This window comes from Stenotrophomonas maltophilia (genome assembly GCF_047497515.2).
Taxonomy (GTDB): domain Bacteria; phylum Pseudomonadota; class Gammaproteobacteria; order Xanthomonadales; family Xanthomonadaceae; genus Stenotrophomonas.
Genome location: NZ_JAXAXL020000009.1, coordinates 44,822 through 57,551 on the forward strand (window position 1 = coordinate 44,822; position 12,730 = coordinate 57,551).

Below are 12,730 nucleotides of genomic sequence, written 5' to 3' on the forward strand. Positions count from 1 at the left end.
CGAGTGCGGGTGACGGGATCTGCCCGTTCAGGAAACCACGGCCGCCGCCGGCCACCGGCATCTCAGTAGCGCCAGTCGAGCTTGCGGTAGAACTTGGCCATCACCCAGGCCGGGCCGATCAGCAGGTAGGTCAGGTCGGTCAGGAAGCTGGGCTTGCGGCCCTCGAACTTGTGGCCGATGAACTGCGCGATCCAGGCCACCACGAACACCCCCACCGCCAGCCAGAACAGGTTGTGCAGGCCGATCTCGGCCTCCAGCAGGCGGCACAGGCAGCCGAACACGAAGAACTGGATGAGCATGCCGATGCCCAGCGGGCGCGACAGCTTGTTGTAGAAGCACCAGGCGCTGAACATCGCGAACGCCGACCAGATGCCGTACTGGAACCAGGTGATCAGTGGCGGCAGGCACCACAACAGGGCCACCACCGACCAGAGGATGGCCGGTACCGCCACTACGTGGATGCGCTGGTTGATCACATTGCGGTGGTCGTCGGAGTAGCTGGCGAAGTAGCGGTCGATCGGCCGCGCAAGCTGGGTGGTGGTCTGCATACTGCGTTGCTTCCTCGGACAACGGTAGTGCCGGCCGCTGGCCGGCAATCCAGAGCATAGCCGAGTTCGCGAGGTTGCCGGCCAGCGGCCGGCACTACCCCAGGCAACCGGCAGTAGAGCCAGGCCATGCCTGGCTGCAGGCTCGCGAGGTTGCCGCCCAGCGGCCGGCACTACCGCCTTCAGAACGCCCCCGACCAGACCGGCCGGGGGCGCAGGGGGATCAGTCGACGCTGATCCCGGCCAGGCGCTGCAGCGCCTCGGCGTACTTGGCGCGGGTGCGCTCGATGATCCCGGCCGGGATGCTCGGGCCCGGGGCGGTCTTGCCCCAGTCCAGCGTCTCCAGGTAATCGCGCACGAACTGCTTGTCGTAGCTCGGCGGGCTGGTGCCCACTTCGTACTCGTCGGCCGGCCAGTAACGCGAGGAATCCGGCGTCAGCATCTCGTCCATGATGTACAGGCGGCCATCGGCGTCGGTACCGAACTCGAACTTGGTATCGGCCAGGATGATGCCGCGCTCGCGGGCGTAATCGGCGGCGAACTTGTAGATGCGCAGGGTGGCATCACGCACACGCTCGGCCAGGTCCGCACCCACCTGCTTGACCATCGCATCGAAATCGATGTTCTCGTCATGGTCGCCGACGGCGGCCTTGGTCGAGGGGGTGAAGATCGGCTCGGGCAGCTGCTCGGCCTGGCGCAGGCCATCGGGCAGGTCGATGCCGCTGACCTTGCCGGTGCGCTGGTAGTCCTTCCAGCCGCTGCCGATCAGGTAGCCGCGGGCGATCGCTTCCACCGGCACCGGCTTCAGCTTGCGGGTGACCACCGCGCGCTTGGCGTACAGGGCCGGGTCCACGCCCTCGGGCAGCACGCTGGCCACGTCGATGCCGGTCAGGTGGTTGGGCATCAGGTGCGCGGTCTTGGCGAACCAGAAGTTGGAGACCTGGCAGAGCATCTCGCCCTTGCCCGGAATCGGATCGGGCAGCACCACGTCGAACGCCGAGAGGCGATCGGTGGCGACCATCAACAGGTAATCGCCCGGCGGGCTCCCTGCAGGCAGCCGCTCGCGCGGGATATCGAACACATCACGCACCTTGCCGCGATGGCGCAAGGGCAGGCCGGGGAGATCGGATTGCAACAGCGTGGTTGGCACGGGCACTCCTGGGGCGTTGTCGATACGGCTGCCCAACGGACCCGGCGGGCCCGCTGACCAGCGGGCGGCCTAGTGTAAAGCCGTCCGGGCCCGCTGTGACGTAAAATGAGCGTCCATTTCGTCGGTCGACCCCGGAGCGCCATGCGCTGGTACGGAAAACTGCTCGGATTCATCGCCGGCGCCCTGCTGTTCCGGCCCAATCCGCTGTTCGGCGCGGTGGTCGGCCTGTTGATCGGCCATGCCTTCGACTCGGACTGGTTCCGCCTGAACAAGGAGAACCCGTACCGGGAGCTGGGGCTGACCTCCGAGGCCACCGATGCCGAGATCGAGCGTGCCTACCGCAAGCTGATCTCCCAGTACCACCCCGACAAGCTTGGCGGCGCCGCCCCCGAGCTGCAGCAGCAGGCCGAGCAGAAGTCGCGGCGGATCAATGCCGCCTACGACCGCATCAAGACCCTGCGCAAGCGCTGACCCTCTTTCCCCTCGTTGCAAGGCCCGGCCATGTCCAACTGCCTCATCGCCCCCTCCATCCTGTCCGCCAACTTCGCCCGCCTCGGCGAGGAAGTCGACAACGTCCTCGCCGCGGGCGCTGACTGGGTCCACTTCGACGTGATGGACAACCACTACGTGCCGAACCTGACCATCGGCCCGATGGTCTGCCAGGCCCTGCGCAAGCATGGCGTGACTGCGCCGATCGACGTGCACCTGATGGTCGAGCCGGTGGACCGCATCATTCCGGATTTCGCCGAGGCCGGTGCCACCTACATCAGCTTCCACCCGGAGGCCAGCCGCCACGTGCATCGCACCATCCAGCTGATCCGCTCGCTGGGCTGCAAGCCGGGCATCGTGCTCAATCCGGCCACCCCGGTGGACATCCTCGACTGGGTGCTGGATGACCTGGACCTGGTGCTGCTGATGTCGGTCAACCCGGGCTTTGGCGGCCAGGCCTTCATCCCCTCGGCGCTGGACAAGCTGCGCGTGGTGCGCAAGATGATCGATGCCAGCGGCAAGGACATCCGCCTGGAGATCGACGGCGGCGTGAAGGCCGACAACATCGGCGAGATCGCCGCCGCCGGCGCCGACACCTTCGTGGCCGGCTCGGCCATCTTCAACGCCAAGACCAGCTACCAGGACGTGATCGCGCAGATGCGTGCCAACGTCGCCGCGGCGCGGGGCTGAGCCGTGAGCACGGTGGCCGTGTTGAACATCCGCCCGGCCACCGTCGCCGATGCGGGCCTGATCCTGCATTTCATCCGCGAGCTGGCCATCTACGAGAAGGCCGAGCATTCGGTGCAGACCGATGAGATCGGCATCGCCGAGAGCCTGTTCGGTGCTGACGCCACGGCGCGCGCGCTGATCTGCGAAGCCGACGGCGAAGCGATCGGCTATGCGGTGTATTTCTACAACTACTCGACCTGGCTGGGCCGCAAGGGCATCTACCTGGAAGACCTCTACGTCAGCCAGGAAAAGCGCGGTGTCGGCGCCGGCAAGGCGCTGCTGAAGTACATCGCGCGCCAGGCCGTGGCCGAAGGCTGCGGTCGCTTCGAATGGTCGGTACTGGACTGGAATACCCCGGCCATCGAGTTCTACACCGCCGCCGGTGCGAAGCCGCAGGACGAGTGGACCGTGTACCGGCTGCAGGGCCAGGCGCTGCACGATTTCGCCAACGGTTGAGGCGAGTAAATCCACGCATGGCGTGGATCTACCAACCAGGTGAGTGCGAACCTTGGTTCGCACTTCCTGTGAACTCCCAAAAAAAAGACCACGCCAATCACTGGCGTGGCCCTGCTGCATGCGTGGGAGGCTGATCCTGCCTCCATCCGTCGTCCCTGCTATGGCCTTCCATTCTCCAGTGGCTGAATGACATCTGCGTGACATTCACCGCAGGCAAACACCGCGTTGATAGCCTGTGCCGCCCCACCCTGGAAGTACCGCATGGCCACACCGCGCTGGCGCCTGATTCTCAATGGCAAATCCGCAGGCAACGACGAACTGCGCGATGCGGTCGGCCATTGGCGCGGGCAGGGCGTGCAGCTGGAGGTGCGGGTGACCTGGGAGGAGGGCGACGCCGAACGCTACGTGGCCGAAGCGATCGACCACGGCGTGGACGTGATCGTTGCCGCCGGTGGCGACGGCACGCTGAGCGCGGTGGCGGAAACGCTGGCGCATCGCGAGGAGCCTGCCGATGCGCTGCCCTCGCTGGCGCTGATCCCGATGGGAACCGCCAATGATTTCGCCACCTCGGCCGGCATTCCGACCGAACCGCAGCACGCCTTCGCGTTGATCGGGCAGGCAGAGCCGCACGCCATCGATCTGCTGCGCGTGGACGCCGATGGCACGCCCTGGTGGTGCGCCAATCTGGCCAGTGGTGGCTTCGGTACGCAGGTCACCGTGGAAACCGACGCCGGCCTGAAAAAAATGTTGGGTGGCCTCGCCTACGTGATCACCGGCATTGCCAAGCTGGGGCGGATCGAGCCGATTAGCGCGCGCCTGTCGGGCCCCGATTTCGCGTGGGAAGGCGACTTCATCGCGCTGGGCATCGGCAACGGCCGCCAGGCCGGTGGCGGCCAGCAGCTGTGCCCGCAGGCGTTGATCGACGATGGGTTGCTGGATGTAACGGTGCTGCCGGAGCTGGAAGGCGAGGTCACCGCCACGCTGGGCCAGATGCTGAAGTCGGGCACCCAGGCCGCGCTGGAACAGCTGGCCACGCGCGCGCGATTGCCGTGGCTGCTGATTGAATCCGAGCGTCCGCTGACGCTCAACCTGGATGGCGAACCGGTAGAGGCCCGCCAGTTCCGTATCGAGTGCGTGCCGGGCAGGGTGCGCATGCATCTGCCGGCCGGCTGCCCGTTGCTGGCCGGGCAGGGCTAGAGCCAGCGGGTAGAGCCAATTGCTAGTCGACTTGCGCGCGCAGCGCGGGTTTTTATGCCCTCGGAACGAAGAGCAGTCGACTGACAGTCGACTCTACCGGTCGCCGTTGCTGGTCCCCGGGGCCGGCCACGGGCTCGCCGTGGTTCAGTTTCACAGGGTTCCCCTCCCGTCCAAGCTGCGATACAGTCAAGGGGTGTCCAGCCTGACGACCCCGCATACCCTTTCTTCCGCACGCCGTTGGTGGCGATGGTGGCCCGTTGCCGTCGTCCGCCCCCATAACGCTGTGTCCCGGAAGGAAAGTCGTCTTGAACTCGCACGCTCAGTTTCAGCTGCAGGCCGCTGAAGGCCACACCCATATTCCCGTCGTCCGCGAAGTGCTGTCCGACCTGGACACGCCGCTTTCGGTCTATCTGAAGCTCGCCGACGGCCCCAATACCTACCTGTTTGAATCCGTCGAAGGCGGCGAGCGCTTTGGTCGTTACTCGATCATCGGCCTGCCGGCGCGCCGCGTGTACGCCTTCCACGGCCACACCCTGACCGTGCGCGAGGACGGCCAGGTGGTGGAAACCCGCGAGGTGGCCGACCCGTTCGCCGAAGTCGAGGCGCGGCGCAGCCCCCACTCGGTACCCAAGCTGGACGGCCTGCCGGGCTTCACCGGTGGCCTGGTCGGCTGGTTCGGATTCGAGTGCATCGGCTACATCGAACCGCGCTTGGCGCCGCCGGCCGGCCGCGATGAGCTGGGCACCCCGGACATCCTGCTGCTGGACTCCAACGAGCTGGCGGTGTTCGACAACCTCAAGGGCCGGCTGTACCTGATCGTGCATGCCGACCCGCGTGTCGAGGGTGCGTTCGAGCAGGCCCAGGCGCGCCTGGATGCGCTGACCGCGAAGCTGCGCGCGCCGGGCGCGGGCTATCCCGCACCGCTCAACAGCGACGTGCTGGACGAGTCCGATTTCGTTTCCGGTTTCACCCGCGAAGGCTTCGTCGACGCGGTCCAGCGCAGCAAGGAATACATCCGCGCCGGCGACATTTTCCAGGTGGTGCTCAGCCAGCGCCTGAGCGTGCCGTTCAAGGCGCGCCCGGTGGATGTGTACCGCGCGCTGCGCGCATTGAATCCCTCGCCGTACATGTATTTCCTCGATGTCGGCGACCTGCAGGTGGTCGGTTCCTCGCCGGAAATCCTGGTACGCCTTCAGGACGGCGAAGTCACCGTGCGCCCGATTGCCGGCACCCGCCCGCGCGGTGCCACGCCCGAGCTGGACCAGGCGCTGGAAGCCGAGCTGCTGGCCGACCCGAAGGAACGCGCCGAGCACCTGATGCTGATCGACCTCGGCCGCAACGATGCCGGCCGCGTGTCCAAGGCCGGTACCGTGGAAGTGGGCGAGCAGTTCGTGATCGAGCGCTACAGCCACGTCATGCACATCGTCAGCGAAGTGACCGGGCAGCTGCAGCCGGGCCTGAGCTATGCCGACGTGCTGCGTGCCACCTTCCCGGCCGGTACGGTCAGTGGCGCGCCGAAGATCCGCGCGCTGGAAGTGATCCGCGAGCTGGAACCGATCAAGCGCAACGTGTACGCCGGCAGCATCGGCTACATCGGCTGGCATGGCGATGCCGATACCGCGATTGCGATCCGCACCGCGGTGATCAAGGATGGCCGCCTGTATGTGCAGGCCGGTGCCGGCATCGTCTACGACTCGGACCCGGACAAGGAATGGGACGAGACGATGAACAAGGGCCGCGCGCTGTTCCGCGCCGTCGCCCAGGCCGCCAAGGGCCTGTGAGTTTCCCCGTGCCGTGGCCTGCGCCGCGGCACCTTCCGCTGTACCCGGCCCCCTCTCTGCGCGGCACCCACGTGTACGCCACCTCCTGACAAGCGACGGAACCTGACCATGTTGTGGATGATCGACAACTACGACAGCTTCACCTACAACCTCGTGCAGTACCTGCAGACGCTGGGCGCCGAGGTGAAGGTGGTGCGCAACGATGCGATGAGCGTGGACGAGATCGCCGCGCAGAAGCCTGAGCGCATCGTCATCTCGCCCGGCCCGTGCACGCCCAACGAAGCGGGCGTGTCGCTGGAACTGATCGAGCGCCTCGGGCCGACCACGCCGATCCTCGGCGTCTGCCTGGGCCACCAGGGCATCGGCCAGGTCTACGGCGGCACGGTCATCCGCGCCGGCAACATCATGCACGGCAAGACTTCGCCGATCCGCCACGAAGGCAAGGGCGTGTTCGCTGGGCTGCCGGACCGCTACCAGGCCACCCGCTACCACTCGCTGGTGGTGGACAAGAACAGCCTGCCCGACGCGCTGGAAGTGACCGCCTGGACCGAGAACGACGACGGCTCGATCGAAGAGATCATGGGCCTGCGCCATCGCCAGTTCCCGGTGGAGGGCGTGCAGTTCCACCCCGAATCCATCCTCACCGAACATGGCCACGCCCTGCTGCGCAATTTCCTGCAGCGCCCGGCGGCCTGATCCAAGGAGCATTCCCATGAGCTTCTCCCCCCAGGAAGCCCTGCAGCGCACCATCGAGCACCGCGAAATCTTCTTCGACGAAATGGTCGACCTGATGCGGCAGATCATGCGCGGCGACGTGTCGCCGATGATGACCGCCGCCATCCTCACCGGCCTGCGGGTGAAGAAGGAAACCATCGACGAGATCGCGGCCGCGGCCACGGTCATGCGCGAGTTCGCGCTGGCCGTGCCGGTGGCCGATGCCACCCATCTGGTCGACATCGTCGGCACCGGTGGTGATGGCTCGCACACCTTCAACATCTCCACCTGCGCGATGTTCGTCGCCGCCGCCGCTGGCGCGCGCGTGGCCAAGCACGGCAACCGCAGCGTCTCGTCCAAGTCCGGCAGTGCCGATGCAGTGGAAGCGCTGGGGGCGGCCATCGAGCTGCAGCCGGCGCAGGTGGCCGCGGCGATCGAACAGACCGGCATCGGCTTCATGTTCGCGCCGATCCATCATCCGTCGATGAAGGTCGTGGCGCCGGTGCGCCGCGAGATGGGCGTGCGCACCATCTTCAACATCCTCGGCCCGCTGACCAACCCGGCCAGTGCACCGTCGGTGCTGATGGGCGTGTTCCATCCCGATTTGGTGGGTATCCAGGCACGCGTGCTGCGCGAGCTGGGCACCGAGCGCGCCATGGTGGTCTGGGGCCGCGACAACATGGACGAAATCTCGCTGGGCGCCGGTACCCTGGTCGGCGAGCTGCGCGACGGCAAGGTGCGCGAGTACGAGATCCACCCGGAAGACTTCGGCATCGCCATGTCGGCCAGCCGCAACCTGCGCGTGGACAGCCCGGAGCAGTCCATCGCGATGCTGCGCGCGGTACTGGACAACGCGCCCGGCCCGGCGCTGGACATCGTTGCCCTGAACGCCGGTGCCGCGCTGTACGTGGCCGGCGTGGCCAGCGACATCGGTGACGGCCTGGCCCGCGCCCGCGCCGCCATTGCCAACGGCAGCGCCCGCCAGCGCCTGCAGCAGTATGTTGAGACCACCCGCGCGCTGGTTGCCTGAGCGCGTGGTTCAGCCTGATCCCCTCGATGGCCGATAATGGCCGTCCTCACCGCCCCCGCACCGAACCGACGACGATGAGCGACATCCTGCAGACGATCCTGGCCCGCAAGGCCGAAGAAGTGGCCCAGCGCCGCGCCCAGCGCCCGCTCGAGGCGCTGCAGGCCGCCGTGGCCAGCGCCCCGCCGGTCCGTGGCTTCGTGCGCGCCCTGCAGGCCGCCGTGGCCAACGGCGACCCGGCGGTGATCGCCGAGGTGAAGAAGGCCAGCCCGTCCAAGGGCGTGATCCGCCCGGACTTCCGCCCGGCCGATATCGCCGTCAGCTACGAGTTCGGCGGCGCCAGCTGCCTGTCGGTGCTGACCGACGTCGATTTCTTCCAGGGCGCCGACGCCTACCTGCAGCAGGCCCGCGAGGCGTGCACGCTGCCGGTGCTGCGCAAGGACTTCGTGATCGACGCCTACCAGGTGTACGAGGCGCGCGTGCTGGGCGCCGACTGCATCCTGCTGATCGTCGCCGCGCTGGACGATACCCAGCTGGCCACGCTGTCCGAACTGGCGCTGTCGCTGGGCATGGACGTGCTGGTGGAGGTGCACGACATCGACGAGCTGGAGCGCGCGCTGCAGGTGCCGGCGCCGATGATCGGCATCAACAACCGCAACCTGCGCACCTTCGAGGTGTCGCTGCAGACCACGCTGGACATGCAGAACGCCGTGCCGCGCGACCGCCTGCTGGTGACCGAGAGCGGCATCCTCGGCCCGCAGGACGTGGCGCTGATGCGCGACGCCGGCATCCATGCGTTCCTGGTCGGCGAGGCCTTCATGCGCGTGGAAGAGCCGGGCGAGGGCCTGCGTCAGCTATTCTTCGCGGCATGACAACGCACTATCCAACGCCGCGCGGGGATGCGCCGCTGGTGGTCTTCGACTTCGACCACACCCTTTACGACGGTGATTCGGGCACCCACCTGTTCGCCTCGCTGATCAAGCGCAATCCGCTGCGCATGCTGGCCGCGCTGCTGGTCACGCCGATCGCCGGGCCGCTGGTGGCAATGCTGCCGACCCGGCGTACCGGTATTTCGGTCTACGTGTGGATCGGCAGTTTCGGCCTGCACCGCGCGCGTGATTTCAACAAGGTCATCGACGCCTACGTGCTGCGCAACGAGGCGCAGATGCGCGCCAAGCTGCTGCCGCAGGCGCTGGAGGTCTTTGCAGCGCACCGCGCCAAGGGCGACCGCGTGGTGGTCGCCACCGGCGCGCCGCCGGAGCTGGCGCGCGCGATCCTCGCCTTTGTCGCCCACCAGGACGTGCCGGTGATCGGCACCGAGGTCGGCCCGCGGCTGGGCGGGGTCGGCCCGACCCGCCACTGCCACAACGAAGAGAAGATGCGCATGCTGCGCGAGCGTGGCTATGGCGATATCGACGTGGCCTATTCCGACAGCACCGCCGATCTGCCGCTACTGCTGGCGGCCAGGGCGCCGGTGGTGGTGAACCCGAAGCGCTCCAAGGTGGATTTCTTCCGCCGCGTGCTGCCGGCCGGGACCCGCATCCTCAACTGGGGCTGCGTCGAGCGCGGTGGCGACAAGGCCTGACCCCGCCGCACGGTGATGGATCTGCCGGCCAGCGGCCGGCGCTACCGATGCGGCGGGGGTAGTGCCGGCCGCTGGCCGGCAAACGCTCAGCGCCCCAGGTACCCGGTCAGTGCATGGCCGATCTGGAACAGGCTGATGCCCAGCACCAGGACGCCGACGGCCACCAGCACCCAGCGCTCCTTCAGCCGCTTCACCAGCAGCGCGGCCACCGGCGCGGCCATCATCCCGCCAATCAGCAGGCCGGCGACGATCTGCAGGTGATGCAGACCCATCGACAACAGGAACGTAGCTGAAACCGTCAAGGTGACCACGAACTCAGCGGCGTTCACCGTGCCGATCGTGGTGCGCGCCTGGCCGCCCCGGGCGAGCAGGGTGGAGGTGGCCACCGGGCCCCAGCCGCCACCGCCGCTGGCATCCAGGAAGCCGGCCACGAAGCCCAGCACGGGCACCCGCTTGACCTCGCCGCTGGGCATCAGGCGCCCGGCGGCGCGGGCCAGGATGATGATGGCCAACACCAGCAGGTAGAGATAGATGAGCGGGCGGATCACGTCGCCGGGCAGCTGGGTCAGCCCGTAGGCGCCTACCGCGCCGCCCACCGCGCCGGGCAGGGCGAGGCGCAGGAACAACCGCTTATCGACATTGCCAGCGACCAGATGCGACACGCCGGAGGCGCCCGTGGTGAACACCTCGGCGGTGTGGATGGCTGCACTGGCCTGCGCGGGCGGAATGCCCATGGCCAGCATCACCGACGACGACACCAGGCCGAACGCCATGCCCAGCGCGCCGTCGACCAGCTGTGCGCCGAGGCCGATAAGGATGAACCACCAGAATTCGCTGCTCAGCTCCATGCACCGAGCCTAGCGCGCGAAGGAGTGCGGACCAAGGTCCGCACCCACCGGGTGCTCAACGGTCAACGGGTGCCGTACAGCACCACGGTCTTGCCGCGCGCGTGCAGCAGGCCGTCGGTCTGCAGCTTCTTCAGCACGCGGCCGGCCATTTCACGCGAGCAACCGACCAGGCGCGCCAGTTCCTGGCGCGAGACGCGCAGCTGGCTGCCCTGCGGATGGCTCATCGACTCCGGTTCCTGTGCCAAGTCGTGCAGGGTGCGCACGATCCGATCGGTAACGTCCAGGAATGCCAGCCGGCTGGCCTTGCGGCTGGTGTCGAGCAGGCGCTTGGAGATCTGCTGGCCCAGCGCATACAGCAGGCGTGGGGCATCGGCCGAGAGCGGGCCGAGGAACAGCTGATGCAGGCGCTCGTAGCTGATTTCAGCCAGTTCGCAGGCGGTACGGGTCCGCAGGATCACCTCGCGGCGGTCCGATTCGACGAACAGGCCCATCTCGCCAACGAACTCGCCGGCGCCGAAGTAGCCCAGGACCAGCTCGCGATCGTCATCTTCCTCGGCCATGATCGAAACCGAGCCGCTGACGACGTAATACAGGGTTCCCGCCGGGTCTCCGGGTCGGAAGACATCGGTGCGGGTGGGATATCGCCGCCTGTGGCTGTGGGCCAGGAAACGATCGATTGTGGCGATATCCAAGGCCAGTGGACTGCTAGCTAGGCGCACGGTTGACACGATAGGGGCGCTCCCTCTGCGCATGAACGGATTCACAGGTTCGATAGCGGAGCTTAACCAGCGCAATTGTTAAGGGCAAACAGTGTGCCAGAACTCTTGCGTCTTCACGTTCCCCCCGGGGGCAGTTTGCCCCATAATTCCCCCTTTCCCTTCTTACACAGGAATCGACCGCCGTGGTCAAGCCGTTGCCTCGCCTGAGGCTGCAGGGTTTCAACAACCTCACCAAGGCGCTGAGCTTCAACATCTATGACGTGTGTTACGCGCGCACCGAAGAGGAGCGTCAGCGTTACATTGAATACATCGATGAAGAGTACAACGCCGACAGGCTGACTCAAATCTTGACCGATGTCGCCGAGATCATCGGCGCCAACATCCTGAACGTGGCCCGCCAGGACTACGACCCGCAGGGTGCCTCGGTGACCATCCTGATCTCCGAAGAACCGGTGATCGACAAGAAGCAGGCCGGCAAGGAGCTCATCTCCGATGCCGTGGTCGCGCACATGGACAAGTCGCACATCACCGTGCACACCTATCCGGAAACGCACCCGCAGGAAGGCATTGCCACCTTCCGCGCCGACATCGACGTGGCTACCTGCGGCGTGATTTCGCCGTTGAAGGCGCTGAACTACCTGATCGAGAGTCTGGAATCGGACATCGTGATCATGGATTACCGCGTGCGTGGCTTCACCCGTGACGTGAAGGGCAAGAAGCACTACATCGATCACAAGATCAATTCGATCCAGAACTTCCTGGCAAAGAACATCAAGTCGCGTTACGAGATGTTCGACGTCAACGTCTACCAGGAAAACATCTTCCACACGAAGATGCACCTGAAGGACTTCGACCTGGACCAGTACCTGTTCGAGGAAAAGGCCAAGAACCTGTCGTTCAAGGAACGCATGAAGATCGAAGCGCTGCTCAAGCGCGAGATCGAAGAGCTGTTCCACGGCCGCAACCTGTCCGAGTAAGCCCCATGCGCGATGCCCGCAGGCATCGCCGCCCAGGCGGGACGACCCGCCCTGTGGAGCCCCTGTACTGCGCAAGCGTCATGGCTCCACGGTGATGTACCGACCCACGGCCCGGTGTGAAAACACCGGGCCGTTTCGTTTTTTCAAAAAAGGTAAGGAGCCCCCACCCATGCCCTGGATCTACCTGCTGCTGGCCGGCCTGTTCGAGATCGGTTTCGCCCTTGGAATGAAGTACTCCGAAGGCTTCAGCAAACCCCTGCCCACCGCTGCCACGGTGGTGTCCGCCCTGATCAGCCTGTACCTGATGAGCCAGGCGATGAAGAGCATTCCGGTCGGCACGGCCTATGCGATCTGGACCGGTATCGGTGCCATGGGCGTGGCGGTGCTGGGCATCTACCTGTTCAACGACAGCGCGTCGCCGGCCCGCCTGGCCTGCGTCGGCCTGATCGTGGCCGGTGTGATCGGCCTGAAGCTGGTCTCGCCCAATTGATCGGTAGTGCCGGCCGCTGGCCG

The 12,730-nt window shown here is 66.5% G+C and carries 15 protein-coding genes; 11 read left to right on the forward strand and 4 right to left on the reverse strand.

Going from position 1 to position 12,730, the window contains the following annotated elements:
• Window positions 1–62: 62 nt before the first annotated feature.
• Window positions 63–548: an Mpo1 family 2-hydroxy fatty acid dioxygenase gene (locus ACMZPQ_RS13385; RefSeq protein ID WP_154264652.1), complete on the reverse strand. Its 486-nt coding sequence runs from the start codon at window positions 546–548 to the stop codon at window positions 63–65.
• Window positions 549–768: 220 nt separating this feature from the next.
• Window positions 769–1,695, reverse strand: coding sequence for a phosphoribosylaminoimidazolesuccinocarboxamide synthase (locus ACMZPQ_RS13390; RefSeq protein ID WP_197580652.1), 927 nt, complete (start codon window positions 1,693–1,695; stop codon window positions 769–771).
• A gap of 141 nt (window positions 1,696–1,836) precedes the next feature.
• On the opposite strand from ACMZPQ_RS13390, the gene ACMZPQ_RS13395 reads away from it, so the two are divergent.
• The 9 genes from ACMZPQ_RS13395 (at window position 1,837) to ACMZPQ_RS13435 (ending at window position 9,673) form a co-directional block, all read left to right on the forward strand.
• Window positions 1,837–2,166, forward strand: a complete 330-nt coding sequence (locus ACMZPQ_RS13395) for a J domain-containing protein (RefSeq protein ID WP_008265098.1) — start codon at window positions 1,837–1,839, stop codon at window positions 2,164–2,166.
• Window positions 2,167–2,196: 30 nt separating this feature from the next.
• Window positions 2,197–2,874 carry a ribulose-phosphate 3-epimerase gene (gene rpe, locus ACMZPQ_RS13400; protein ID WP_010482664.1) on the forward strand — a complete coding sequence of 226 codons (678 nt, stop codon included), beginning with the start codon at window positions 2,197–2,199 and terminating at the stop codon, window positions 2,872–2,874.
• 12 nt (window positions 2,875–2,886) lie between these two features.
• Window positions 2,887–3,369, forward strand: a complete 483-nt coding sequence (locus ACMZPQ_RS13405) for a GNAT family N-acetyltransferase (RefSeq protein WP_010482662.1) — start codon at window positions 2,887–2,889, stop codon at window positions 3,367–3,369.
• A 261-nt stretch (window positions 3,370–3,630) separates the two neighbouring features.
• Entirely contained in the window at window positions 3,631–4,566 is a 936-nt protein-coding gene (gene yegS / locus ACMZPQ_RS13410; RefSeq protein WP_197580651.1) for a lipid kinase YegS, read from the forward strand.
• A 305-nt stretch (window positions 4,567–4,871) separates the two neighbouring features.
• Window positions 4,872–6,347, forward strand: coding sequence for an anthranilate synthase component I (gene trpE, locus ACMZPQ_RS13415; RefSeq protein ID WP_495495842.1), 1,476 nt, complete (start codon window positions 4,872–4,874; stop codon window positions 6,345–6,347).
• Between the two features lie 108 nt (window positions 6,348–6,455).
• Window positions 6,456–7,043 (forward strand): glutamine amidotransferase-related protein, encoded by a 588-nt coding sequence (locus ACMZPQ_RS13420; RefSeq protein WP_197584312.1) that lies wholly within the window; start codon window positions 6,456–6,458, stop codon window positions 7,041–7,043.
• Window positions 7,044–7,059: 16 nt separating this feature from the next.
• A complete protein-coding gene (trpD, locus tag ACMZPQ_RS13425) occupies window positions 7,060–8,091 on the forward strand; it encodes an anthranilate phosphoribosyltransferase (RefSeq protein ID WP_197584310.1) in 1,032 nt (343 codons plus the stop codon).
• 74 nt (window positions 8,092–8,165) lie between these two features.
• Window positions 8,166–8,960 carry an indole-3-glycerol phosphate synthase TrpC gene (trpC, locus tag ACMZPQ_RS13430; RefSeq protein WP_008264665.1) on the forward strand — a complete coding sequence of 265 codons (795 nt, stop codon included), beginning with the start codon at window positions 8,166–8,168 and terminating at the stop codon, window positions 8,958–8,960.
• On the forward strand, window positions 8,957–9,673 hold the full coding sequence (locus ACMZPQ_RS13435; protein ID WP_197584308.1) for a haloacid dehalogenase-like hydrolase: 717 nt from the start codon (window positions 8,957–8,959) through the stop codon (window positions 9,671–9,673). Before trpC ends, ACMZPQ_RS13435 begins: the two co-directional genes overlap by 4 nt.
• An 86-nt stretch (window positions 9,674–9,759) precedes the next feature.
• Here the strand turns inward: ACMZPQ_RS13435 and ACMZPQ_RS13440 are convergent, their stop codons facing one another.
• Window positions 9,760–10,521, reverse strand: a complete 762-nt coding sequence (locus ACMZPQ_RS13440) for a TSUP family transporter (RefSeq protein ID WP_197584451.1) — start codon at window positions 10,519–10,521, stop codon at window positions 9,760–9,762.
• A gap of 62 nt (window positions 10,522–10,583) precedes the next feature.
• On the reverse strand, window positions 10,584–11,273 hold the full coding sequence (gene crp, locus ACMZPQ_RS13445; RefSeq protein WP_197584449.1) for a cAMP-activated global transcriptional regulator CRP: 690 nt from the start codon (window positions 11,271–11,273) through the stop codon (window positions 10,584–10,586).
• 149 nt (window positions 11,274–11,422) lie between these two features.
• On the opposite strand from crp, the gene speD reads away from it, so the two are divergent.
• Window positions 11,423–12,217, forward strand: coding sequence for an adenosylmethionine decarboxylase (gene speD, locus ACMZPQ_RS13450; RefSeq protein ID WP_006473908.1), 795 nt, complete (start codon window positions 11,423–11,425; stop codon window positions 12,215–12,217).
• Window positions 12,218–12,386: 169 nt separating this feature from the next.
• On the forward strand, window positions 12,387–12,707 hold the full coding sequence (locus ACMZPQ_RS13455) for a DMT family transporter (RefSeq protein ID WP_005411314.1): 321 nt from the start codon (window positions 12,387–12,389) through the stop codon (window positions 12,705–12,707).
• The last annotated feature ends 23 nt before the right edge of the window (window positions 12,708–12,730 follow it).